This is a genomic window from Mesonia phycicola (genome assembly GCF_900141885.1).
GTDB lineage: Bacteria > Bacteroidota > Bacteroidia > Flavobacteriales > Flavobacteriaceae > Mesonia > Mesonia phycicola.
Window position 1 is genome coordinate 25,474 of record NZ_FQYY01000003.1, and the last position, 25,496, is coordinate 50,969.

At 32.2% G+C, this 25,496-nt stretch carries 19 protein-coding genes; 4 read left to right on the forward strand and 15 right to left on the reverse strand.

Annotation, left to right across the window (positions count from 1 at the left end; translation table 11 throughout):
• Window positions 1–2 precede the first annotated feature (2 nt).
• From BUC03_RS04760 to BUC03_RS04770, 3 genes are all read right to left on the reverse strand, one after another.
• Window positions 3–299 (reverse strand): helix-turn-helix domain-containing protein, encoded by a 297-nt coding sequence (locus BUC03_RS04760; RefSeq protein WP_073148807.1) that lies wholly within the window; start codon window positions 297–299, stop codon window positions 3–5.
• Window positions 300–416: 117 nt separating this feature from the next.
• Complete coding sequence (locus BUC03_RS04765) at window positions 417–1,877, reverse strand: hypothetical protein (protein ID WP_073148809.1); 1,461 nt, start codon at window positions 1,875–1,877, stop codon at window positions 417–419.
• Window positions 1,878–1,893: 16 nt separating this feature from the next.
• On the reverse strand, window positions 1,894–3,207 hold the full coding sequence (locus tag BUC03_RS04770; protein ID WP_073148811.1) for a tyrosine-type recombinase/integrase: 1,314 nt from the start codon (window positions 3,205–3,207) through the stop codon (window positions 1,894–1,896).
• A gap of 385 nt (window positions 3,208–3,592) precedes the next feature.
• Here BUC03_RS04770 and BUC03_RS04775 point away from each other — a divergent pair, with 385 nt between their 5' ends.
• Genes BUC03_RS04775 through BUC03_RS04790 form a run of 4 tightly spaced genes read left to right on the forward strand, consistent with a single transcriptional unit; the run spans window position 3,593 to window position 7,090 of the window.
• Window positions 3,593–4,543, forward strand: coding sequence for an SDR family oxidoreductase (locus BUC03_RS04775; RefSeq protein WP_073148813.1), 951 nt, complete (start codon window positions 3,593–3,595; stop codon window positions 4,541–4,543).
• A 20-nt stretch (window positions 4,544–4,563) separates the two neighbouring features.
• Window positions 4,564–5,649, forward strand: a complete 1,086-nt coding sequence (locus tag BUC03_RS04780; RefSeq protein WP_073148815.1) for an MBL fold metallo-hydrolase — start codon at window positions 4,564–4,566, stop codon at window positions 5,647–5,649.
• An 11-nt stretch (window positions 5,650–5,660) separates the two neighbouring features.
• Window positions 5,661–6,572, forward strand: coding sequence for a helix-turn-helix domain-containing protein (locus tag BUC03_RS04785; RefSeq protein ID WP_073148817.1), 912 nt, complete (start codon window positions 5,661–5,663; stop codon window positions 6,570–6,572).
• A 2-nt stretch (window positions 6,573–6,574) separates the two neighbouring features.
• Complete coding sequence (locus BUC03_RS04790) at window positions 6,575–7,090, forward strand: hypothetical protein (RefSeq protein ID WP_073148819.1); 516 nt, start codon at window positions 6,575–6,577, stop codon at window positions 7,088–7,090.
• Here BUC03_RS04790 and pncA read toward each other — a convergent pair.
• The 12 genes from pncA to BUC03_RS04850 all read right to left on the reverse strand — a co-directional run bounded on the left by pncA (window position 7,085) and on the right by BUC03_RS04850 (window position 25,270).
• Window positions 7,085–7,690 carry a bifunctional nicotinamidase/pyrazinamidase gene (pncA, locus tag BUC03_RS04795; RefSeq protein WP_073148821.1) on the reverse strand — a complete coding sequence of 202 codons (606 nt, stop codon included), beginning with the start codon at window positions 7,688–7,690 and terminating at the stop codon, window positions 7,085–7,087. The genes BUC03_RS04790 and pncA overlap by 6 nt on opposite strands.
• Before the next feature lie 5 nt (window positions 7,691–7,695).
• Entirely contained in the window at window positions 7,696–9,099 is a 1,404-nt protein-coding gene (locus BUC03_RS04800; protein ID WP_073148823.1) for a nicotinate phosphoribosyltransferase, read from the reverse strand.
• 128 nt (window positions 9,100–9,227) lie between these two features.
• On the reverse strand, window positions 9,228–9,593 hold the full coding sequence (locus BUC03_RS04805) for a hypothetical protein (protein ID WP_073148825.1): 366 nt from the start codon (window positions 9,591–9,593) through the stop codon (window positions 9,228–9,230).
• A gap of 448 nt (window positions 9,594–10,041) precedes the next feature.
• Window positions 10,042–12,132: a glycoside hydrolase family 97 protein gene (locus BUC03_RS04810; protein ID WP_143159139.1), complete on the reverse strand. Its 2,091-nt coding sequence runs from the start codon at window positions 12,130–12,132 to the stop codon at window positions 10,042–10,044.
• Window positions 12,132–13,562, reverse strand: a complete 1,431-nt coding sequence (locus BUC03_RS04815; RefSeq protein WP_262493967.1) for a sugar porter family MFS transporter — start codon at window positions 13,560–13,562, stop codon at window positions 12,132–12,134. Before BUC03_RS04815 ends, BUC03_RS04810 begins: the two co-directional genes overlap by 1 nt.
• A 61-nt stretch (window positions 13,563–13,623) precedes the next feature.
• Window positions 13,624–15,936 carry a beta-glucosidase BglX gene (gene bglX, locus BUC03_RS04820; RefSeq protein ID WP_073148829.1) on the reverse strand — a complete coding sequence of 771 codons (2,313 nt, stop codon included), beginning with the start codon at window positions 15,934–15,936 and terminating at the stop codon, window positions 13,624–13,626.
• A gap of 26 nt (window positions 15,937–15,962) precedes the next feature.
• Window positions 15,963–17,363: a glucoamylase family protein gene (locus tag BUC03_RS04825; RefSeq protein WP_084112812.1), complete on the reverse strand. Its 1,401-nt coding sequence runs from the start codon at window positions 17,361–17,363 to the stop codon at window positions 15,963–15,965.
• 7 nt (window positions 17,364–17,370) lie between these two features.
• Window positions 17,371–18,084: a carboxylesterase family protein gene (locus BUC03_RS04830; protein ID WP_073148831.1), complete on the reverse strand. Its 714-nt coding sequence runs from the start codon at window positions 18,082–18,084 to the stop codon at window positions 17,371–17,373.
• Between the two features lie 9 nt (window positions 18,085–18,093).
• Window positions 18,094–19,464, reverse strand: a complete 1,371-nt coding sequence (locus BUC03_RS04835) for a glucoamylase family protein (protein WP_073148833.1) — start codon at window positions 19,462–19,464, stop codon at window positions 18,094–18,096.
• Window positions 19,465–19,610: 146 nt separating this feature from the next.
• Window positions 19,611–20,708, reverse strand: a complete 1,098-nt coding sequence (locus tag BUC03_RS04840; protein WP_073148835.1) for a LamG-like jellyroll fold domain-containing protein — start codon at window positions 20,706–20,708, stop codon at window positions 19,611–19,613.
• Between the two features lie 15 nt (window positions 20,709–20,723).
• Entirely contained in the window at window positions 20,724–22,247 is a 1,524-nt protein-coding gene (locus BUC03_RS04845) for a RagB/SusD family nutrient uptake outer membrane protein (protein WP_073148837.1), read from the reverse strand.
• An 11-nt stretch (window positions 22,248–22,258) separates the two neighbouring features.
• The gene (locus tag BUC03_RS04850) at window positions 22,259–25,270 is read right to left on the reverse strand and encodes a SusC/RagA family TonB-linked outer membrane protein (protein ID WP_073148839.1); all 3,012 of its coding nucleotides are present in this window, start codon (window positions 25,268–25,270) and stop codon (window positions 22,259–22,261) included.
• Window positions 25,271–25,496 lie beyond the last annotated feature (226 nt).

Sequence of the window (25,496 nt, forward strand, 5' to 3'; positions counted from 1 at the left end):
TCTTACTTTTTAGAATCATTGATTTGTACTAAGGCTTCATCTAGTTCAGCTCTTTTATACCTGATTAGGTTACCTAAGCGATAGGGATTGAGAATTCCTTTTTTATTCCAATCTGATAAAGTGATTACCGAGATTTTTAGAATCTCTGCGGCTTCTTTTCTAGTAACATATTCTGAAGGTGTTACTGGTTGGAAATTTTGAGCTAATAATTTCAGCTCTTCTCTTACATCATTTAAGATGCTTTCTTTTAATTCTTCCGGAGTGATCCCGTGAATTTGGGTAATGGTACTTGCTGCCATAATGTTATGTATTAAAATTATACACAACAAATTTTGACAATTGATTGTAAGGCTAAGTTCGCTTTACATACGAGCTTATTCTCTATTTTGTACGGGTTTATTCTTTTTGTTCGGGAATTATTCGGAAATGAATTTTTCTATCAATTTATCTACTTTACTTTCGTGAATCATACCACTAGAAAGCTTTTTATCTGATGCTATTTTAGCATCAAATCTTTGGTTTAAATAATTTATATAATCTCTCAATGTTAAACTATAAACAAAAATTTTATCTTTCACCTCTTGCACTGAAAAAATAGCACTGACTTTAGCTTGGAAACCTCTTATTGATTTACCATTACCATCAATGGCACTCAATTCTTTTAAAGAATTGAGAAACCAATTTTCAGCTTCTAACGATTTAAATATTTTTTCATTGAATTTAGGTATTGATTTTTTTAATACAGTATTTTCTTTATCTGGTTTAATTTGATCATCCTTATGTTGATTCGGTAAATTTTCATATTTAGGAACAACAGTAGTTTTCTTCCTAACCGTATATGAATTAAAGTTCTTTAAAACTGTGTTTTCTTCTTTTAATTTATATTCTAAGAACTCTATTTTTTTATTAATAGATTGCCTGAATATAATTTCATTATCTGAAATGAATTGTTGATAATTAATTTTTTCTTCATTGTATATAAAAAAACGATAGGTATTAATATTAACTAAAGTACCTATTTCATTTTTAATAAAATCTAGTTTAGTACCATCTAAATGTTTTACTTGATATTGATTAAATCTGTCAGCAAAGCGATCTAAATAAACCGCAGAAGGACAATCTAACCAATAAAAATTATCTTTCGCAGAGCTATAATAGAGTTCTTTTATTAAAATTTTTATTTCTTTCTCTGCTTTTTCATAAACTTTCCCTTTTTTCTCTAATACTTTTTTTGCTTCTAGTAATTTTTCTTTTTCATAGAATAAGGAAGTTTTCTTTAATTTCAATAACAGCTCCTCTAATTCCTGGTAAGCTTTAATTTTTAATACTATTTCTTCGACTAATAAAGTAGATTCTGTGTTTTTATCTATTTCTGTATTCTTATCATTAAATTTTATACTGTTCTTTATTCTAGTTCTCTTAGCCTGAAGGTATACTTTCTTTTTTTCTAATGTTTGCTTAAAAAACTTATTATCTCTTGTAAAGGAATAATAGTTTATTTCATTAAATAACCAGCGATTTTCAAAGGTTTTCTCTAAATCTGTTAATTCATCTTGTATAAAATCTAATTCATTTGCATCAATATATTCTTGTAGATAATCATTAAGCCTTGATTGATAATGATGCTTATAAACCTGTAAAGGACAATCATAAAAAAAGAAATTATCTTTTACTGAATTTTTATATAAGTCTACTAAAAGTTGTTCTATATGGATTGAATCTCCTGTATATTTTGAGTCAAAATACATCTCTTCAGGAATATAAGATTCATCTCCACTTTCTTTCTTTCTAGCAATTAAGTCGCCTTCTGCTTGAACCCACTTTCTAAACTTTTTTATTTCATCGCAAATTTCTTCTGCTAAATCAATTGAATTCATTCTATTGGCTGCTTAATTAAATATTGAAAAAGCCATTTTGAGCTATATGAGAGGCTCTTTCTTCATCTTTGATTCTAATATACTTATAAAATTCTTTTTCTGTGGTATGACCGGTAAAAAGCATTATATCATATACGTTCATTCCTGCTTTATATTTATTGGTAGCAAAACTACGTCTTGCCGTATGAGATTTGATTAAATTATAACGATTCTCTTTTATAGAATGAAATTTACCGCCTTTAGTATATTCTACTTTAATTTCTCTATTTAAAGAATCTAATTCTAACATCTGGCCAATTTGCTTAATATAATCGTTCAAATCTTTATCCGGTATTCTTTTAGGTGGTTTGCCTTCATGGCGCGAGTTCATAATATGCCACATTTCTTTAGTAATTGGACACAAGACTTTACGACCTCTTTTTCTGTTTTTCTTTTGAATTATTTTAAAATAACTAACTCCGTTTAAAACCTCTATTTCATCTTCTTTAAAACTATTATAATCGCTAACCCTCTGCCCTGTATAACAACCCATTAAGAATATATCGCGAGCGTGTGAAAGTTTTGGGTACTTAGTTAAGTCTTTATCGTAGAAGGCTTGTATTTCTTCTTCTGTAAGGTAAATTTCTGTTGTTATTTCTTTTACTGCCTTGAAAGCTTTACTTCTAAAGCGTTGGTTTTGTGAATAACCTTCGCTTACTGCATAATTAAGAAATGTCTTTATTGTTTTTATATGCTTTCCAATGGTGTTTAGACTATACTCCTTTGCTTCCATATATTTCTGAAACTTCGCATAGAAAGTCATATTAAAACTATCGAAAGTTAAAACTGTACGATAATATTTCTCATAGCCTAAAAGGTGTTTTTTAGCTTGTTTATAAGCCCTCAATGTTACATTTGCTATTCTTCCTTCTTTTTCGTTTAAAAATTGGTCTACGACTTCAAAAAAGGCTAAATACTGAACATTAGGATCTTCATTTACTTTCCCTGTAATTATATCTAACTGATGCTTTAATTCTTTAGGTGTGATATGCGGGTTTTCTGCAAACACTTTATTAAAGCGTTCGGTAAATTCATCTTCTAATTTTCTGATTTCTGAATTAACCTCATCTTTATTTTTGATGTTAGCTTTGTTCTTAACTCTTCCCTTATCGAATATCCAATCATTATAGCAAGATTTGTAGCCGGTAGAATACTTTAAACGTTTACCCCTCCCATAAGAGAAAAAAAGATAAATTAAATATTGTTTAGATTTTTCGGCTTCTAATTGATGTAACGGTTTATTAAATCCAAAGCGAATTGTACCTTTGGACCTTTCTATCTGGCTGCTCATAAGAATATTACATTTATATAAATATACGAAAAAAGGGTGTTACATAGGGTGTTACATCAACTTTATTTATATAAAATTGCAGATAATTAACACTAACTTAAAAAACAACAAAACCCTTACAAATAAAGGGTTTTGAATGGTTTTATTAGTATTTGTTATATTTTAATATAGTGCTGAAACGTGCTGGAGGCACCACCATAAAAACCTCAACTTTTAGTTGGGGTTTTTTGTTTTTATATACTTTCAATATTCTGTCTACCTTAAATTTTAGCTTGTATTTTTTGTACCATCTACCAAATAGTATACAAGATGAGAAAATTTGTATAACAACTTAAAGTACTTTACCCTATAATTTTGCCTTGTTAATTAGAAATAAAATGCAATAATGAAGGCAAATCAATTTGGTAAAGAAGGTTGGACACCCAACAGAATTAAAGACCTTAAGGGTAAAACATTTGTTATCACAGGTACTACCAGCGGAACAGGTTTTGAAGCAGCAAAAATATTGCTATCAAAAGGCGCAAAAGTTGTAATACTTAATAGAAACCCTAAAAAAGCAGAAGATACCATTAAAACTTTAAAGCAAGAACTAGGAAACCATATAGACGTTCTAGCTATAAAAATGGATTTGGCTATACAGGCTTCTATTAAAAAAGCCACTGAAGAAGTTTTAAAAACAGTCTCTCAAATAGATGCGCTTATTTGCAACGCAGCAATTGCTCAAGTACCTAAACAAACATTAACAGAGGATGGATGGGAAAGCCAAATGGGAACGAATTACTACGGAAATTTTACGCTTCAAGCCCTATTGTTTCCACTTATTGAGAAATCTAAAGGACGAATTGTAACTGTAGGAAGTTTGGGATATGATATGGGAATTAAAACCATCAAATTTGATGATTTGAATTGGGACAAAGATTACACACCTAATAACGCATATAGCCAAAGTAAGTTAGCTCAAATTATGTCTATTTACGAATTACAAGACAGATTAAAATTAGCGGGGAAAACAGAAGTTAAAGCATACGCTTGTCATCCTGGCTCTTCAAGAACCAACTTGATAAATACAAGCGGTAGCTTTATAATGAAATTCATCTTTAATCTAATGAAATTATCGCCACTCACACAATCGGCTGAAAAAGGTGCTTATCCGCAATTAATGTGTGCTACAGAACCAAATTTAGATCAAAAAGAATTTTATGGTCCAACTGGTAGAAATTTCTGGACTGGCCCTGTTGGTGCGCACAAACTAGAACCACACGCTAAAGATAAAATGGTAGCTAAAAGGCTATGGCGACTTTCAGAAAAAGAAACTGGTGTAAAGTGGAATATATAATATCTTTATTTAAAAAAATAATGACAGTATTACTAATTATCTTAATAATTATTGGTGTTGCAACACTCCTATTTTTAAATACAGAACGATTTGGGAAACATCCATCTGGAGAACGTTTATTAAAAATAGAACAATCTCCAAATTATAAAAACGGGCGCTTTCAGAATTTAAACCACACACCAATGCTTACAGAAGGTGTTGGGTATAGTAAAGTATTGTATCAATTTCTTTTTTCATCAAAACCAAAAGAACCATCCATTAAAATACCTTCTATTAAAACTGATTTAAAAAATCTAAAACCTGATGAAAATGTATTAATTTGGATGGGACATTCATCATATTTTATACAATTAGACGGTAAAACAATATTAGTAGATCCTGTATTATCTGGTAATGCTTCTCCTTTATCGTTTACCACCAAAGCTTATAATGGCACAAATATTTACACAACAGATGATATTCCTAAAATAGATTATCTTTTTTTATCTCACGATCACTGGGATCATATGGATTACAAAACACTTAAAAAATTAAAACCAAAAATTAAAACTGTAATTACAGGTTTAGGTAACGGTGCACATTTAGAACATTGGGGATTTAATCAAAATATAATTTTAGAAGGAGATTGGTATGATAATTTTTCTTTTGATGATGAGTTTGAAGTACACATTACACCAGCAAGACACTTTTCTGGAAGAGGTTTTACAAGTGCAAAAACACTTTGGGCTTCTTTTGTATTAAAAACACCTACTAAAACTATTTTTATTGGTGGTGATAGTGGATATGATTCTCATTTTAAAGAAATTGGAAATAAATTTGGCCCTTTTGATTTGGTTATTCTTGAAAACGGACAGTATGATAACAATTGGAAACATATTCATATGCTACCTGGAGAACAACTAAAGGCTGCAAATGATTTAAATACAACCACAATTTTACCTGTACATGCAGGAAAATTTACGTTAGCCAATCATAATTGGGATGAACCGTTTATAAACATTTCAAACAAAAAAACAGAAACCGATATAAAAATTATTACACCAATGATTGGTGTATCTGTAAACTTAAAAGATAGCTTACAACAATTTAAAAATTGGTGGAATTAAAATAATATAGAATGCAACATTTTAAAACATTATCGTCTTTCTTAGAGTATTTAGAATTACCTCGACCAGAACACCCTATGTTTAGTGTTTTCAACTCTAAGGAAGAAGGATTTTTGCCTTGCCCTAGAGAAAGTTCTCCTCCAATCACAAACGATTGCTACTCTATTAGCTTTAAAAAATTTGTAAAAGGAGATTTAAATTATGGAAGAACAAAATACGATTTTACCAATGGTGTATTAATATTTATTGCCCCAAGACAAGTGCTTCAATGGGATAGTAGTTTCGTGTTTGAACAGAAAGGTTTTTCCATAAATTTTCATGAAGATTTTTTAAAAGGAACCGAATTAGCACATCAAATTAAAAAATACGGTTTCTTTTCTTATACCGTAAATGAAGCATTACATCTTTCGCCAAAAGAAGAAAAACAAATAGAATCAATCGTTGAAAATATTGAAATTGAATATCAAAACAATCAAGATGAATTTAGCAAAGAGATTATTATTTCTCAACTAAATACCTTATTAAAATACGCCAATCGTTTTTACGAAAGACAGTTTTTAAACAGAAAAGAAATCTCTAACAATTTGCTAGACCAATTTAATCAATATCTAACCCAATATTTTGAATCTGGACAATTGCAAGAAAAAGGTATACCAAGTATAGAGCAAATAGCAACTAGAATGCAAGTCTCCCAGCGTTACCTAAGTGACACCTTAAAAAAAGAAACTGGCAAAACGACTACTGAACATTTGCAATTACACTTAATAGATGAAGCAAAAAATATATTATTACAACCTAATAAAAGTATATCTGAAATAGCTTACGAGTTAGGATTTGAATATCCACCCTATTTCTCAAGGTTATTTAAAAAGAAAGAAGGTATAAGTCCAACCGAATACAGAGAAAAATATAAATTGAATTAATTATGGATATATTAAAAACAGCTACAGATTGGGCAAAATCTGAACTATTCTCGACTCCGTTTTTTATACTATTCGGAATCGTATTTGCAGTTGCAAGCCTTGGATTTTGGCAACTTGGGAAAACAGATATAGCAAGAGCATACATAATTCCTACTTTGGTAGCAGGCGTTCTACTAGTAACTATTGGTCTTGGATTGTTTTTTACCAATAAATCAAGGATTACACGATTTGAAACTGCTTACAATAAAGATGCCTCTGTATTCGTAGAATCGGAAATCACTCGTGCCGAAGCAACTCTGAAAGAATATAATACAATCGTTTTTAAGGCTATTCCGATTATAATCATTGTAGCAGCCTTGTCAATTATTTTTATCAATACACCAACTTGGCGTGCAATTAGTATCACAACCATTGCTATGATGATTGTTATTTTATTAATAGATGGCACTGCACACGCCAGAATTGAAGCTTATTATAAAGAATTAAAATTAGTGGATATTAATAATGAACCTTTATAGATTATTAGACTGAATTATTTTTCCACCTAAATCTAAGATTACTTTTTTAATTTTTTCATATTCTTCTACGTCTAATGGCTTAGAAGCATCTTCTATTAAGTAAGAAGTAAATCCTTCTGCAATAGCATCTTTTAGAGTGTAATACACACAAATATCTGTAGCAAGACCACAAAAATAAACCTCGCTTACTCCTTTTTCTTTTAAATAACCCGATAGACCTGTAGATTTTAGATGTGCATTATCATAAAAGCCACTATAACTATCTATTCTAGGGTTGGTGCCTTTTCTAAAAATGGCTTCAATTTTAGCCGTATTTAAATCTTTATGAAAATCTGCGCCTTTACTATCTTGTACACAATGTGCCGGCCATAAAACTTGAGTTATACCTTCTACTTGTATGGTATCAAACTCTTCTTTCCCCAAATGATTATTGGCAAAACTTATGTGGTTTTCTGGATGCCAATCTTGCGTAGCTACAATTAAATCAAACTTAGATTGTATACTATTTATAACTGGCACTATTTCATCTCCTTTTGGCACTGCTAATTTTCCTCCAGGCATAAAATCGTTTTGCACATCTACCAATACTAGAGCTTTCATAGGTTTTAATTTTTATGACTATCAATTAATAAATCACGTTCCTTTTTTAGAGCATCACTAATTCCTATTTTGTAAATATGCGGATTATCAAAACGTTTATATTCAAATGGTAATAACAATAATCTTTCTTTACTAAAACTAGCTATTTGCTCTAATGACGGACTATCATTTAACTTTTCTCCATTTTGCATTACTACTTGTAGTAGAGCTTCTTTTTTAAATTTTTCAATATTTAAGGTTTTGTATGGCTCGTAAGGATGATTCATCATTTCTATCTCTTTTTCTTCTATCATTGCAATCACATCTGAACCTGCAAAAAATCCATTTTTATCGTAATTTCTATATACTTGTTTACGATGCGGAATGGTGGTTTTTGTTAAACTTTCTGAAATTTTAATTCTTGGTTTCCCAGAAGAAAAAGCTAACTTATATACTCCATCTAGTGCTCCGTCAGGTTTCCCTATCACCAGATTAGTACCTACTCCATAAATGTCTATTGGCGCATCTTGTTCTTGTAAGCTTCTAATAACATACTCATCTAACTGATTAGAGGCTGCTATTTTTACATAATCTAAACCTGCATCATCTAAAAGTTTCCTGCTTTCTTTGGCAAAATAGGCTAAATCTCCACTATCTAATCTAATTGCTAGTAAACACTGACCTTTTTGCTCCATTTCTTTAGCCACGGTAATAGCGTTTGGTATTCCACTTTTTAAAGTATCATAAGTATCTACTAGCAATACGCAATTTGTGGGTCTATGAGTAGCAAAATCTCGAAAAGCTTCTAATTCACTATCATAGCTTTGTATGTAAGAATGTGCCATTGTTCCAGATATAGATATATTAAAATCTTTACCAGCAACTACATTGCTTGTACCATTAAAACCACCTATTACCGATGCTTTTGTTGCGTAATAACCTCCTGGACCTTGCGCCCTTCTGAGTCCGAAATCTAATAAGGTTTTTTCTTTTGCTACTAATCTAATTCTACTTGCCTTAGTAGCTATTAAAGTTTGAAAATTTAAGGTGTTTAAAAGAATAGTTTCTATAAGCTGCGCTTCAATGATATTAGCTTCTACTTGAAGTATTGGTGCTGTAGAAAATATTACTTCTCCTTCTCTACAAGCTCTAATAGAACCTTTAAATTTAAAATTCTGTAGATAATCTAAAAACGAATCATCAAAATTTTGAGTTTTTAAGTAATCTATATCTTCTTTACTAAATGATAAATTCTCTAAAAGCTCTAAAAATTCATTTAGACCAGCAAAAATTGCATAACCGCCTTTAAACGGAATTCTTCTAAAATAATAATCAAATACGGCTGTTTCTTGCGTTTTACCTTTTAAAAAATAGACTTGAGCCATACTTAGTTGGTAAAGATCTGTGTAGGCAAGAGTGAAGTTATTCATAGCTATAAACTTTTTACAAAATTAGCTAATGAAATTTTAGCAATGCGATTAAAATATGCTAAAAATGAATTAAAAAAAACCTCCAACTTCTGTTGAAATCGGAGGTTTTATATTCTAGAAGTAATCTATTATTTAATTACTCTAACTTCTGTATTAATGTCATGTGGCTGACCGTTCACAAACTTACTAAAATAGGTAAGCTCTTTTCCTTCAAAATTATTTAAATTTCTTCCTAACTCTTGTTCTGCTTCTTTTAATGAATAAGATATTACTTTGATGTCATTGTAAAAAGAGTCTTCATTTTCTTTTTTTATACCTACCTCAATAGTTCTTGTGGTTTCATTATACTTAGCATACTTCGCTTTTAACGTATGCCTAATAATTTCTACAAACTCATCAGATAACTGATGACAACTTTTACAATTTTCTAAATATTGCTTTACTAAAGTTTTTAAACTTGTCTTGATCTCATACTCTGTTAAATAAGCTGTCATTACAATTGTGTTTTAGTTATAGGGTAAAAGTATGAACTATTTTAATTCACTAAAACGATTTCGTAAATTTTTAACGCTTTAAGTAAAAGTTTTATTAATGTCTAATTTTTGAGCCTTTTAAACTTATATAAGTTTAAAATAAAGCTGTACAAATTGCGAATATTAAAACACAAAATATTGAAAATTAACACTTTCTATCTTAAAAAAACAAATTAACTGATAGCCCAACTAATAAATTAGAGCCTTTACAAAGATAAAAACTGGATAAAAACATAGTGAAAAGCGGTAAAAAATTTACATTAAATTAACTTCTGTAGATTTTAGTAAAATTCTTCTGTGGAAAAAATTCACGCCACAAAATGCACTCAAATTTTTAAGTATTTATAACTAACAAAAAAAGCCTCTATTAAGTAAATAGAGGCTACCATAAGCAAACGTGAAATATTTTTTATTTCTTCAAAATAGACATTGCTAAGCCACCACCCTCTGCAAGATGAGCTTTTATCACTGTACTTTTAGTAACTTCTAACTCTTCAATTTGATAAGCCGAAGGGTTTTTAGCAAAATTAGCTTCTGCTTCATCTTTATAGATTATAGCTTTATAAGTGCTATTTTCTTCTAGAAAATCTAACGAAATTTCTAAGTCTCTTGCTTCTTCATTAGTTACACTACCTAAAAACCAGTTATCACTATTACGGTCTTTTCTAGCTATGGTTACATAGTCTCCTATCTCTGCGTTAATAACTTTAGTTGTTTCCCAGTCTACCGCTACTTCTTTTATAAACTGAAAAGCATCTTCATATTTGGCATAATTTTCTGGTAAATCTGCCGCCATTTGCATTGGACTGTACAAAATAACGTATAGCGCCAATTGATTGGCTAGGGTAGATTGTATAGCTTGACCTTCTCTGTATTTACTCAAATCTATTTGAAAAATACCTGGAGTATAATCTACAGGACCTCCTAAAATTCTTGTAAAGGGTAAAATAGTGGTGTGTGATGGCGGATTTTCATTAGCCCAACCATTAAACTCCATACCTCGTACGCCTTCACGCGTCATAAAATTAGGATAAGTTCTTCTTAAACCAGTAGCTTTTATTGGCTCGTGGGCATCTATAGCTAATTTGTGTTTGGCTGCTACATCAATAACTTTTTGGTGATGACGCACCATATACTGTCCGTGATGAAATTCTCCTTTTGGAACAATACCTCCTGCATAACCAGTTTTAATGGCATGGATACCTAAATCTTCATAAAACTGATAGGCTTTTTCCATACGATTTTCATAGTTGTTAGCGTCTCCAGATGTTTCGTGATGACCAATAATTTCTAATCCGTTTTCTTTTGCTGTAGAAACCACTTTATTTATATCAAAATCATCATATGTAGTAACAAAGTCAAAAAAACCAATGGTATCTTGTGCTCCCCAATACTCCCAACCGGTATTCCAACCTTCAATTAATAAGCCTTTTATTTCGTGTTTTTTATTAAAATTGATATACTTCATAGCATTTTTTGTAGTTGCGCCATGTGTAGTATATTTTCCTTCTGCATCTTTTCTACCCCACGTACTTAGACCTAAGTGCATTTCCCACCAAATGCCTGTATACTTTATAGGTTTAGCATAATCTGCTACATCTTGTAATTTATTAGGCTCGTTAAGGTTTAAAATAAGGTAATTAGTCACTAAATCTTTAGCTTCTTCATTAATCATAATAGTTCTCCAAGGAGAAACAAAAGGTGTTTGTGTTCTTACTTTATCTCCATTTTCCCAAGGGACTAACTCTGCATTAAAGGTGTGATTTTCTGTTAAACCAAGTGTCATCCCAGCATAATCTGTAAGGTTAGCTTCGTGTATACTTACATACAAACCTGTGTTGGTTTGCATAGTAATTGGTGTATTTACCGAATGAAAATTAGTGATATTTCTATCATGACGTTGTGCATAACCCGCTTTTTCTGCATCTATTTCAGATAGTTTAGTTTCAGAATAATTATATTCATAACTATCATAATCACCAGGAATCCACCAAGATTTATGATCTGCAGTTAACTTAAATTGAGTAATTTCATCTAAGATTACCACTTCTCCTTTTAAATTTTCTTGTTCAGGAATATCGTACCTAAAACCTACTCCATCATTAAAAACTCTAAAAACTACATTTAATTTTCTTGAATTTTTAAGTGTATCTTCTAAGCTTAATTTTAGTTCTTTGTGTTGATCTTTTATTATGCGTTGCTCGCCCCATGGTTGTTCCCACTCTGTATTTACTTCTTCTATTTGAGAGCTGGTAATTTTAAAACCACTTACTAAATCGGTTTGATTTTTAAATTTCAATCCTAAATAAGAAGTATCAATCACCGTTACTTTATTTTTAAGAACAGTGTAAAACGGACTTCCTTCTTTATCTACTCCAAGATGAACTTCTAAGTCTCCATTAGGCGAGGTTATTGAAGTTTGTATTTTAGTTTCTTCTTTTTCTTTAGCACACCCTGTTAATAACAAAATGACACTCAAGCAACTTAATATATTTTTCACTATTTATTTTTTTTAGTCCAAAGTTCACGTACATCTTTAAGATCACGCCCTTTTGTTTCTGGTACAAATTTCCACACAAAAAGAGACATTAAAACGCAACTAACCCCGTATACCCAATATGGGAAGGTACCGTTGCTCATTTCAAAAATGGCACTTTCTTTATCCATCATAATCGGGAAGGTTTGAGAAACCAAGTAGTTAAATAACCACTGTGCTGCAACAGCAATACCCATAGCAAGACCTCTTACTCTATCTGGAAAAATTTCTGATAACAATACCCAAGTTACCGGCCCCCAAGTCATTGCAAAACCTGCTATAAATAATAATATCCCTGCTACTGCTAATAAACTAAATTGCTGGGTGTAAATATCATAAGTAAGCATTGCTAAAGCGGTTGCCATAATAAAACCTCCCAAAATAAGTAAAGGTTTTCTTCCCCATTTATCTACCGTAAAAATGGCAATAATGGTAAAACTAAAGTTAACTACAGCTATTAATATGTTTTGAAAAATAGCGCTTTCTGCAGTATTTCCTAAAGCCTGAAATATAGAAGACCCATAATACATAATGGCATTGATACCTGTTAATTGCTGAAAAATAGAAAGCATTACTCCAACAAAAACCGCAAAACCAATTCCTTTTAAAGCGCTCCAGTTACCACTCTCTTTCTTCTCTAAAGAGTTTTCTATTTCTACTGCTTTAATATTTGCTACGTCTTCTTTATAACCTAACCTTTGTAAAGATTTTATAGCGTTTGTTTGGTCTCCCTTAATTACATACCATCTTGGAGATTCTGGTACAAAAAAGAGTAATAAGAAAAATAATATAGCAGGAATTAATTCTAACCCAAACATATATCTCCATCCGTAATTTACATTCCAGGTATTTAAGGCTTCTTCGGTAACATCGGCGGTTATCATAGAAGAAGCTAAGTGATTACCTACCCAATAATTTACAAAGAATACTACTAAAAAACCAGTTACAATAGCCATTTGGTTAAGAGAAACCATTGCTCCGCGTTTTTCTTTAGGTGATACTTCTGAAATATACATTGGTGAAAGCATAGAGGCTAAACCAATACCTACACCACCTACAATTCTGTATATTGCTAAGCCAAAAAGGGAGTCTGCTAATGCACTACCCAATGCAGAAATTGAAAATAGAAAAGCCGCTATTAATAAAGATTTTTTTCTTCCTAAAGATTCTGCTAATACTCCAGCACCAAGACCACCAAATATACAACCTATTAAAGCTGAACCTACTGCCCAACCTTGCTCTGCTGTAGAGAAGTTGAAATAATCTTTAAAAAAGAGTTGTGCTCCATTTATTACTCCTGTATCATAACCAAATAAAAACCCTCCTAAAGTAGAGATAATGATAGGTAATATTAACTTTTTATTCATAATCTGTGTGTATGTGTGTAAAGAAATTTAACCCATAAATATAAGTGTTAAACTTCTTTTTTAATTCTACATAAGTTAAATTTATAACTTACTCGTTTAGTGTAAACCTAAGTTGTTGACTATTATCACTAGAACTTGTACCTACAAATACATCAAATTCACCAGGTTCTGCTACGTGCTCTAAATTGCTATTGTAAAATTTTAAATCTTCTGCAGTAATAGTAAATGTTACTGTTTTAGATTCTCCTTTTTTAATGGCAATTTTATTAAAACCTATTAGTTGTTTTTTAGGCGGAGTAATGCTTCTTACTTTATCGTGAATATATAGTTGCACTACTTCTTCTCCATCATAATCGCCTATATTAGTTACAGTAGTACTTACGGTTACAGAGCCTTCCATATTCATTTCTTCAGAAGAAATTTTGGTATTACTATATTTAAAATCAGTATAACTTAATCCGTATCCAAAAGGAAAAAGAGGAGAATTATCTACATCTATATATTCAGATTTAAACTTCTCAAAACCTTCTTGTAAACCTGGTCTTCCTGTATTTTTCATAGAATAATATACAGGAACTTGCCCTACGTTTCTTGGCCAAGAAGCAGTTATTTTTCCTGAAGGGTTATAATCTCCAAAAACTACATCTGCAATAGCATTACCTGCCTCTACTCCAGGATGCCATACTTGAAGAATATCTATAGGAAGTTCTGCTTCTTCAGAAATATTTAATGGTCTACCACTCATTAATACCAACACCATTGGTTTTCCTGTTTTAGCTAATTCTCTAATTAAAACTTTTTGGCTTTCTGGTAAAAGTAAATTTGTTCTACTTGCGGCTTCTCCACTCATTTCTGAAGCTTCACCTACCACTGCTACAATTACATCTGCTTTTTTTGCAACTTCTAAAGCTTGTCCTAAGAGTTCTTCTGGAGATTCTTCACTAATTTCAATTTTAGGTCCAAATACATTTACATTTTTTGCCAGTTGTTTATCGTTAGAAATATTAGCCCCTTTTGCATAAGTGATTTTTGCTTTTTTAGCTACGTTTTGAAAACCTTCTAATACGGTAATAGAATTTTTAAAATCTCCTGTTGGTGCCCAAGTACCTGGCATATTTGCCTGATCTTTAGCTAACGGACCTATTAATGCTATTTTTGTTTTTTTATCTAACGGAAGTATTTGTTGGTCTTTTTTAAGTAACACGAAAGAATGTGCTGCTGCTTTTCTTGCAATGGCTCTATTTTCTTTAGTAAGAATATCTTTTTTAGCTCTTTTCTTATCTAAGTATTTATAAGGATCTTCAAATAGGCCTAATTTATACTTTGCTTCTAAAATTCTTCTTGCAGCGGTGGTAATTTCTTCTTCTGTAACTTTGCCTTCGTCTAAAGATTTTTTTAGAGTAGTTACAAAACCTTCTCCTACCATATCCATATCTAAACCTGCTTTAAGAGATTGAGCAGATACTGCTTGTAAATCACCTAAACCGTGAGCAATCATCTCGTTTACAGATGTATAATCTGAAACTACAAAACCATCAAACTTCCAACGGTCTCTAAGTAAATCTGTTAGCAACCACTTGTTTCCTGTAGCAGGAATCCCATCTACATCATTAAAAGAACTCATTACACTTGCTACACCAGCATCAATTGCAGCTTTGTAAGGTGGTAAATATTGATTAAACATTTTTACGTGACTCATATCTACCGTATTGTAATCTCTGCCCGCTTCTGGCGCTCCATATAATGCAAAATGCTTTACTGTTGCAATCATAGTGTTGGTTTGTGTAAGATCATCACCTTGGTAACCCTCTACCACAGCTTTTGCAATTTGAGAACCTAAATAAGCATCTTCTCCTGCACCTTCTGCAACTCTACCCCAACGCGGATCACGAGAAATGTCTACCATAGGAGAGAAATTCCAATTAATTCCGTCTGCTGTTGCTTCTTTTGCTGCTACTTGTGCTCCTTGCTTAATTAAATTCATATCCCAACTTGCTGCAGTACCTAATGGAATTGGGAAAGTTGTTTTATAACCGTGAATTACATCTGAACCTATAAGTAAGGGAATACCTAATCTAGTATCGTTTACTGCGTACTCTTGTGCAATTCTAATTTTTTCTGGACCAGAAACTCCAAATAGACCACCTACTTGCCCATCTTTTATTTTCTGTTGCACATTATCACTCACTACAGCACCTGTAGCTACACCTCCACCTGGAGTAAGTAAGTTAAGTTGCCCTATTTTTTCTTCAATTGTCATTTTCTCTAAAAGAGAATTGACTTTTTTGTCCATTTCTTCTTTATTAATTTTTGGACCTGTGTATGGGTTTTCTTTTTGCTGAGCAGATAGCGAAAAGCTGAATATACTTAATGCTATAACTGCAATTGATTTTTTAAACATGTGAGTAGGTTTTATTAAGTAGTTTTTTATTTTTTGTAAGAAAATCCTAGTTTATCAAGACCTTTTTGTACTTCTGGAGCTTGCATAAATAAATCCCAAATAAGTCCTGTTCTATAATTTTCTATCATTACTATCATTGGGCCCTGATCTATTGCTAGATATTTTTTTGCTGACCATTTACCATAATCTAAACTAAATGCATCATAAAATCCAGCAGGCCCCCAAGTAAGTTCATTTAAATCTGTGTAATAATAACGTATGGCTCTCATAGATTCTTTAGGAGTATAAGGTAAAGAGCTTACTGCTGCTGTTGGCGAAACTACCCCACGATCTTCATCTGGAGAATGAGCAGCATAACCAAGTGTCCCATAATTACTTCTTGTATAACTAGCTGTGATACCCCAAGAATTTTTACTATAGGTTTTCGAGTTGTTTGGATTTTCTTGACAATATTCGTAGTTAATTTTAGAGTGATTTACATTTAAATCCCAATAATTAGCGTATTTATCTTCTAAACCTTTTGGATTTAAGCCTAAGTAAGAATAATGTGCCCAAAATAACGGTCCGCCTTTATCCCCTACGGTATTATGTTTTAAGATTAAAGGAATACCGTAAGCTTTTTCGTCTGTAGTGATGTTACCGCTACGTGCCCAACCTTCGTGATAAACTTCTGGTTTGATACTGTGGTTTGGCGATGAAGCTGCCATTACATAAGTAACTAAACACTCATTATAACCTTCAATCATAAAATTTTTCTCAAACTTATAATCTGGTGACCAATGCCAAAATATTCCGTTTTTATTGTTGGTATACCAACTCCATTCAATAGTATTCCACAGATTGTCAAACTTTTTGGCTACTGCTTTTTCTTTTTCGTTACCGTTTTTTAGATACTCTCTAACCACAATAAATCCTTGTGCTAAAAAAGAAGTTTCTACAATATCGCCTCCGTTATCTTGGCTATCAGATCCAAATTTTTGAGTATTACCCGTTTCTCCATTAATCCAATGTGGCCAAGCCCCGTGATAACGAGGTGTGTTTTCTAAGAAATTGGCAATTTTTTCTAAACGATTTACAGCTTCTTCACGATTGATGAAATTTCTTTCCATCCCAACAACAATACCCATTAATCCAAAGCCAGAACCTCCCGTAGTTACAATATTTGCATCGTTTTTTGGATACTCTCCATCTGGATGGTAACGTTCTCTACCTAAACCAGAATTAGGTTCAGCAAAATCCCAGAAATATTTTAAGGTCTGTTGCTGTACCATATCAAGCAGTTCCTCATCACTTAATTTAGTTGAATCTGTTTTTATATTGGGAGTTTCTTTTTCTGTAGTATTAGAAGAATTGTTCCCTTTTTCTTTACAAGAGAAAAAGCAAATTGATGTACATATTACTATTAATGTTAAGCTTAGTTTTTTCATGTGAATTTTATTGCTTTTGATTTAACAACCATTTGTAAAACTCTGGATTGTTGTAGGTTTCTGTCCAACTATTATGATTTGCGTATGGGTAAACCGTATATTTTACATTTTTGTTACCAACTTGCTGAAGTGCCATTACCATTTTATTACTATTTTCTGGTAGTACCACATCATCTAAAGCGCCGTGAAAAATCCAGATAGGCATATTTTTTAAATGCATTGCATTTCTGTAAATAGGTCTATAAATTGCTCCGCAAACAGGAGCCATAGCAGCAAAAAGTTCTGGGTATTCACCTCCTACAGCCCAAGTACCATAGCCACCCATACTTAATCCTGTTAAATAAACCCTACTGGCCTCAACTCGATAAGTTTTAATGATTGATTTCACTAATGCAGCGACTTGGTGGGGTTGCCAGTAGGTGTTATTTGGGCATTGTGGTGCTACTATTAAAGCATCTATGGAGTTTCCTTGTTCTATATAATTTAAAGGCCCGTGTACTTTTACTTTATTTACATCTGTACCTCTTTCTCCTGCACCATGTAAAAAAACAATAAGCGGGTAGTTTTTTTTAGAATCGTTATAACCTTCAGGTTTATACAGTAAATAATCTAAATCTACTGGCATTAAAACCTCTTTTTTATATTGATTTGTTTCAATTTGTGAAAATGAAGCATTGAATACAAAAGCAAATAATAGTAGCAATATTGATTTTTGTTTCATTTTAATAAATTAATAGTTAAAACCCAGACTGTCTAGTCCATCTTGAATTTCTGGTGCTTGCATAAACAAGTTCCAAATTAAACCTGTTCTATAATTTTCTATCATAACAATCATTGGGCCTTGGTCTATTGCTAAGTAGCTATTTGCAGACCAATTACCGCCTTGTAAGCTAAAAGCATCATAAAAACCAGCTTCTCCCCAAGTTAAATCATTATAATTTTCATAAAAATTATGCATTGCCGCTAAAGATTCTTGTGGTGTATATGGTATAGAGCTTACTGCTGCTGTGGGTGAAATTACACCACGGTCGTTAGTTGGTGAATGTGCTGTGTAACCAATAGAGCCATCTGCCTCTTTCGTATAACTTGCAGTTAAACCCCAAAAATTTTCTCCATAACCAGTATACCCATAAGGGTTTTCTACACAATAATTGTAGTTAATTAAGGTATGGTTTTTATTTAGTTGCCAATAGTTTGCATATTGATCTGTAAGATTAGTAGGGTTTAAGCCTAAATAAGAATAATGTGCCCAAAAAAGAGGACCACCATATTGCTCGTGACCATTATGTTTTAAAATTAATGGTAGATCATACTTTGTATTTGCGGAAGTAATATTTCCGTTTCTAGCCCAACCTTCATGATAAACCTCTGTATCTATTCCATAATCTGGAGAAGAAGCTGCAAGTACATAGGTAATTAAACATTCGTTATAACCTTCTAAAGGAAAATTCATTTGCCAATTATAGATTGGTGACCAATGCCAATACAAAACATTTTGATTATTTGTATACCAATTCCACTCTATGCCTTTCCAAAGATTATCAAATTTTTGAGCTACTGCTTTTTCTTCTAAAGTTCCGTTTTTTAAATACTCTCTTACCACAATCATTCCTTGTGCTAGAAAAGAAGTTTCTACTAAATCACCACCATCATCAAACGCACTAAAAGGTTCTGCTTGCCCTGTTTCTCCATTAACCCAATGTGACCAAGCACCGTGAAAACGGTCTGAATTTTCTAGAAAAGTAGCTATATTATTTAAACGCTGTACTGCTTCATCTCTAGATATAAAGCCTCTTTCTATACCTACAATTATTGCCATTAACCCAAAACCAGAGCCTCCCGTTGTTATTGTTGCAGAGTTGTTGCCCGTTGGATAATAACGTTCTCTAGCTAATTGTGAATTTGGCTCTGCATACTCCCAAAAATATTTTAAAGTAGTGCTTTGTACAGCATCTAATAATTCTTCATCTGTTACAGGTTCTATTTTGGGTTCATCTTCTCCTAAATAAGGGTCTTCATAACTATAATCGTTATTGTCTGAACACGCTAAAAAAAATACTACGCTAAAAATAAGTAATATGGCAACCTGTATTTTTTTCATAATAATTTTAAGTTATTTGTACCTTATTTAAAGTAAAATATTTTCCAATCGTTTAATGAGTCCCTAAGACTTATATTAAATCATATTTATCATAGGGACTGTAGCTAACTCATTAAATAATTAAGAATGATAAACAGCAATGGTTTTTATTCTTCTGTATACTCCATTACGTTCATAATATCATCTTCTGTCAATTCTTTAGTAAAGAATCTTAAATCATCTATATAACTAGAATCTGATAGGTGCCCCCACCCTGCAAATCTTGGTGCTCCAGACATAATTGAGAAAAATTCTGTACCACTCCAACTCATAGGAGTTGCTAAGGTTGCAGTGTTAACTAAGGCCCCATTAATATATATTTTAGTTTCTGTTGCAGAAATAGTAAAGGCAATGTGCGCCCATTCTCCCGCAGCAGGATCTACAGTACCTCCATCATTCCAAGATTCTGCATCTCCAGTACCAACATTTAATTTTATTACTTGTAAACTACCTGATGCTTCTCTAAATAACCTAAACCCACTTGTTCTTAATATTTGTGCATCTGGATTTTCTGTGTCTTCTGGTCCTGCAACTAAGATACCTGCACGGTCTGGCACTGCATTTACCTTATACCAAAAGGTTGCGCTAAAATTTTCTGAAGTTAACCCATCTACTGGAGCTGTTAGATAAGAATCTGTATTTCCGGCATAAGCATTAGAACCTACTTTAGCTTCACCAGCGTAGCCTGGCTGTCCCACTACTGTAATTTCTGTATTACTAATAAACTCGGTATAATTACCATTAAAATTCATGTAAAAAGCCTCTTCATCGAATTGTGGTAAATAATCTACAGTAGATTTGCTAAAACTTACAGTGTCTGTAGTGATATTTCCTACGATATCTGTAGCTTGTACTGTTAAGGTATAATCTCCGTCACCAAGCTCATAAGCTATTTCTTTAGGTACAATTCTATAATCTGTAAACTCATTATAATATTCTATTTCTTCACCATTTAAACTGACAGAAATTTCTACAACTTCAATATCATCAATAACTTCAAAAGCTATATCTAACATGGTAGTTTCTGCTGTAGTTTGAAAGCTCATTCCATCACTTGGAGAAGTAATTTCTACCACTGGAGCAGATTCATCTGTTCCTGGATCAACACTAGTAATATCATCTATACTTTCTTGCTGGCAAGCGATTGTTGCAACAACAACTAATGAAAGTATGCTAATTTTTTTGAATATATTTTTTTTCAACATCGTCTTACTTTTTAATTAATCATTAGTTAATGGTAATGCATCTACTTGTTCTTGTGGATAAGGTAAATATTCTGAATTTGCCGTAAATGTTCTTCCGTCGTAACTTAGTTCACTGTAGTTATTCAATCTAATCATATCATAATATCTAATACCCCATTCCATAGCAAGTTCTGCAAATTTTTCATCCATCACGTCTTCTGCTGTAACGCCAGATAAATCTGCAAGACCTGCACGAGATCTAACCTGATTAACTGCTTGAGTTGCACTTCCTGCAGTTGGCGTAGCACCTCTTGCTACTGCTTCTGCGTACATAAGTAGTACTTCTGCATACCTTGTGATAATAAAGTTTTTTCCTGCTCCGTACACATTTTGTCCCTCTGGAAGTTGATCTGATGGTAAATAATGTTTACCACTTGAAAATAGTGCTCTTTCAAAATCGCTAATTTCATCACCACTAGCTGTAATATTAGAGACATAATCTGGAAGGTTTGTATAGCCTTCATCATTTAATTCTCCTATACCTCTTTCTGTAAATAAAACACTAGTTTCTAAACGAACAGTTTCATTACGATCTAGCATAAATTTTATAAATTTTTTACTAGGCTCATAAAAACCCCATCCTGCAGATGCATCATCTCTAGATGGTATCCAATTTTGAGGTCCAAATGGCGCATATTCATTATAAAACGTACCTCCTACATCTGTACCAAGTTCATCAAACTGAAGCTCTAATAATGACTCATCACTAAGTTCTCCTGGTGTTTTAAACAATTGGTAAAAATCTGGATATAAAGAAAATCTTCCGCTGTTTATTATTTCTCCCGTTGCATCTGCTACACCTTGATAATTTTCTAATTCTAGATTAGCCATTGCTTTTAACGCGTAAGCTGTATAACTAGTTACTCCTCCAGGATAATCTGTACGTTCGTTTGGTCTCAAATTTGGTAATAACGGAATTGCTTCATCCATTTCAGCAATAATAAATGCCATTACCTCTTCTTTAGAAGAAACTCCGTTAGCTTCAATTTCTTCAAACGGATTGTTGGTTTGATAAATAAATACATCTCCCCAAGTTCTAGCAACATTTAAGTGCAACCAAGCACGTAAAACTTTAATCTCTGCAATGTACTGCTGTGCGCGGGTAATATCATCACCCTCCATAAACTCTTTATAAAGTTCTAATTGGTTTATAGCAGTGTTTAAAGTAATAATGTCTGAATAATGTAAATTCCATAAAGAATTATACATCCAATAACTATTATTATAAATAAAATTATCTGTATCTGCATAAGCTTGTTGATCGCCTAAACCTCCTGCATTTACATCATCACCACGAACTCCTAATAGTAAAGACTCTTCCCAACCTCTCGTTGCAAAAGCACTGTAAGCTCCAACTAGTGCCTCTCCCATTTCTGACGGGTCTGTATAATCTAAATCACCAGTATTTAATTGACCTGTTCTAGTATCAAACTCATCGCTACAAGAAAACAAACTTGCAGATAACCCGAGTACTAATAATATTTTATATGTTCTTTTCATGATAATTTTTTTTAGATTTTAACATTTAACCCTACAGTATATACTGCTGGTATAGGATATGTTTGACGATCTACACCATCTGTAATCTCTGGAGTAAATCCATTATATTTGAAGAAAGTTAATGGTCTCTCTGCCGTAAAATTAAATCGTATTTCTGGTAATTTTGAAGAACGAATAGTATAACCTACTTGAAAATTTTGAATTCTAAAGAAGTCTCCATCTTCTACCCAAAAATCACTTAATTGTTGATTCCAAGATTTACGTAAACCTGCAGAAGATGGGTAACTATTACTAGTACCTTCTCCATGCCATCTATTTATAGCTAAATCTGCATCCATATTAGTGTCATTAGTATAAATAATCTCTCCTCTTTTTCTATTTAAAATTTTATTACCTCCTTGACCATAAATACTTAAAGAGAAATCCCAATTTTTATAGTTTAAGTTTATATTAGCACCGTAAGTGAATTTTGGTAAGAAAGAACCTAGAAAAACTCTGTCTTCATCATCAATTACACCATCGTTGTTTTGATCTTTAAAAATTAAATCTCCTGGTTGCAAACTAGCTTCTGGGTTATTTTCTGAAAATGGACTTGCCTCTACTTGTGCGTCGTTTTGATAAACACCTACTACTTCTAACCCAAAGAAAGATTGTACCGGCTCTCCAACCATTGTTCTTTGTCTAAACTCTGCAGTACCTCCATTAATGTAACCTTGTTCGTTTATAATTTCTGTTACTTCATTTTTAATTGTCGTAAAGTTTGCTCCTACAGAATAACTAAAGTCATCTTTTATATTGTCACTCCAATTAGCAGAAAGCTCTAAACCTTGGTTACGAATAGTTCCTGCATTTTGGTTTAATACGGTATTTATTACTGGTATAGTGATAGGCAGTATTGCATTATCTGTGTCTCTAATAAAATAATCTGCATTTAAAGAAAGCCTGTTAGCTAAAAATTCTGAATCTAAACCAAAATTAAATTCTTCTACTAATTCCCAGTCATTGTCTGTAAATACACTAGATGAAGTATAACCCGTGTATGCTGTACCATCAAAAATAGCATATTGATTAGTTACGGTATTAGAACCTGAACTTGCCGCAACATTATCATTACCTAATTGCCCCCAACTAGCTCTAAGCTTCAAAAAATCAATAGCCTTACTGTCTTTTAAGAAATCTTCTTTACTAAGTACCCAACCTGTTCCTACAGAAGGAAATAGACCCCAAGGATCTTTGGTAAATTTAGATGAACCATCGTAACGTAAAGTACCATATAGTAAATACTTACTATCAAAATTATAAGCCGCTCTTCCAAAAAATGATAATCCATAAATTCTAGAAGCGTTTTCTCCAACATTTCCACTAAAAGAAGTAGGGTCTGCAAAATCTAAATATTGACTTGTATCTAAGTTTATACCTCTAATATCTCTTCCTGAAGCATAAAAAGTATTAGTAGCCTCATCTCTAAAAGAATGACCTGCCATTAAAGTTAGATTATGCTTTCCAAAACTATCGTCATACGTTAAAGTATTATCCCAGTATTGGTTTGAGTAGTTATTCTGGTCTCTAGTTATACCAGAAAAACCTTCTACATTATTACCTAAATTAAATGGAAAATCTATATAATGCCCCTCAATAGTAGAAAAATCGTGACTATAAGAAGTTTTAAATGTTAACTTATCTTTAATGATATCTGCTTCAATATATGCGTTTGCTAAAACCTTTCTTGTTTTTAACTGATTTTTATTATACGACATGTCTGGAAAAGGATTCTGAGTATCTCTATATCCTAAATTTTGTGCATTAGAATAAGCTATAGGTGTAGCTGCAGTATTCAAATTATCGTAAACTGGCATAATTGGTACAGCGTGGTATGCTTTAAACCAAGCTGAACTTTCTGGAGCATATTGTGTAGCATTACTAAAAATAAAACTGCTTCCCATTCTTATACCATCAGTAACATCTATATCTAATTTAGAGCGAAGATTTAATCTTTCATATTCATTCTTCATATCTAAAATACCTTCTTGCTTAAAATAATTGGCACCTACAGAATAGTTAGAATTTTCACCTCCACCACTCACACTAATACCGTGACTTGTAATTACAGCATCTCGTAAAATTTCATCATACCAATCTGTATTTACTGCTGGTACATTTGGGTTAATTTCACTTCTTCCATAGCGCTGCATAGCGTTTAGTATAAACTGAACATCTGCAGTAGAACCAGACTCATATGCCATAGTGGTAAACTGCTCTGCATTAGCCATTTTAAGAACATTTTGAGCAACTTGTATACCTGTATATGTATCATATTCTATAACAGGTTTTTTGTTTTTTCTACCTTTTTTTGTTTCTATAATTACTACTCCATTAGCAGCACGCACCCCATATATAGCTGCAGAAGATGCATCTTTAAGGACGTTAATAGATTTAATATCTTTAGAATCTAAAAAATCTATATTATTATAAAATGCTCCATCTACCACATAAAGCACACTAGAACTTCCTGCATCATAAGAACCTAGACCACGAATACGGACAGTTGGAGATGCTCCTGGAGATCCTGCAGAAACAATTTGCACACCAGAAACTTTTCCTTGTACAGATTGCATTACATTAGAGTTAGGAGTTTTCTGAATTTCCTCAGAATTTATAGTAGCAATAGACCCTGTTAAATCTTCCCGTTTTTGCTCTCCATAACCTACTACAACCACTTCACTCAAAGATTCTAAATCTGCTTGTAATGCAACATTTAGCACCTCTTGATTTTCTACTGTAATTGTTTTTGATTGAAACCCTACATAACTAAATACAAGTACATCTCCATTTTCTATTACGATTTCGTAATTTCCATCAAAATCTGTAGTTGTACCATTGGTTTCACCATCAATAACCACATTTGCTCCCGGTAAAGGCAAACCATCATCTGCAGAGGTTACTGTACCAGTAATCGTTTTTTCTTGTGCAAAAAGCTGAAATCCCATAAAAAGGAACAGCAATGCAAGTAAATTTGTTTTCATGTTGTCTAAATAGCTTTAAATGAACTTAGATTTGAATCTATCAATTCTCAGCGTTTAAATTATCAATATGTTAAAAAAACCGCCGATTAATTATCAAAAATATAAACAACATCTCTTAGATAGAACATTTACGATATAACTAAACTCATCAAAGAAAATATTATTCACAAATAATTGATAATCATTGTTTTGTAAACTAAAATGTTGTGTTTAATTTTGACTACTT

Bases quoted from the DNA above. Each gene is read 5' to 3' on its own strand.
- BUC03_RS04760 (WP_073148807.1), bottom strand. From the start codon at position 299: ATGGCAGCAAGTACCATTACCCAAATTCACGGGATCACTCCGGAAGAA.
- BUC03_RS04765 (WP_073148809.1), bottom strand. From the start codon at position 1,877: ATGAATTCAATTGATTTAGCAGAAGAAATTTGCGATGAAATAAAAAAG.
- BUC03_RS04770 (WP_073148811.1), bottom strand. From the start codon at position 3,207: ATGAGCAGCCAGATAGAAAGGTCCAAAGGTACAATTCGCTTTGGATTT.
- BUC03_RS04775 (WP_073148813.1), top strand. From the start codon at position 3,593: ATGAAGGCAAATCAATTTGGTAAAGAAGGTTGGACACCCAACAGAATT.
- BUC03_RS04780 (WP_073148815.1), top strand. From the start codon at position 4,564: ATGACAGTATTACTAATTATCTTAATAATTATTGGTGTTGCAACACTC.
- BUC03_RS04785 (WP_073148817.1), top strand. From the start codon at position 5,661: ATGCAACATTTTAAAACATTATCGTCTTTCTTAGAGTATTTAGAATTA.
- BUC03_RS04790 (WP_073148819.1), top strand. From the start codon at position 6,575: ATGGATATATTAAAAACAGCTACAGATTGGGCAAAATCTGAACTATTC.
- pncA (WP_073148821.1), bottom strand. From the start codon at position 7,690: ATGAAAGCTCTAGTATTGGTAGATGTGCAAAACGATTTTATGCCTGGA.
- BUC03_RS04800 (WP_073148823.1), bottom strand. From the start codon at position 9,099: ATGAATAACTTCACTCTTGCCTACACAGATCTTTACCAACTAAGTATG.
- BUC03_RS04805 (WP_073148825.1), bottom strand. From the start codon at position 9,593: ATGACAGCTTATTTAACAGAGTATGAGATCAAGACAAGTTTAAAAACT.
- bglX (WP_073148829.1), bottom strand. From the start codon at position 15,936: ATGTTTAAAAAATCAATTGCAGTTATAGCATTAAGTATATTCAGCTTT.
- BUC03_RS04825 (WP_084112812.1), bottom strand. From the start codon at position 17,363: ATGAAAAAACTAAGCTTAACATTAATAGTAATATGTACATCAATTTGC.
- BUC03_RS04830 (WP_073148831.1), bottom strand. From the start codon at position 18,084: ATGAAACAAAAATCAATATTGCTACTATTATTTGCTTTTGTATTCAAT.
- BUC03_RS04835 (WP_073148833.1), bottom strand. From the start codon at position 19,464: ATGAAAAAAATACAGGTTGCCATATTACTTATTTTTAGCGTAGTATTT.
- BUC03_RS04840 (WP_073148835.1), bottom strand. From the start codon at position 20,708: ATGTTGAAAAAAAATATATTCAAAAAAATTAGCATACTTTCATTAGTT.
- BUC03_RS04845 (WP_073148837.1), bottom strand. From the start codon at position 22,247: ATGAAAAGAACATATAAAATATTATTAGTACTCGGGTTATCTGCAAGT.
- BUC03_RS04850 (WP_073148839.1), bottom strand. From the start codon at position 25,270: ATGAAAACAAATTTACTTGCATTGCTGTTCCTTTTTATGGGATTTCAG.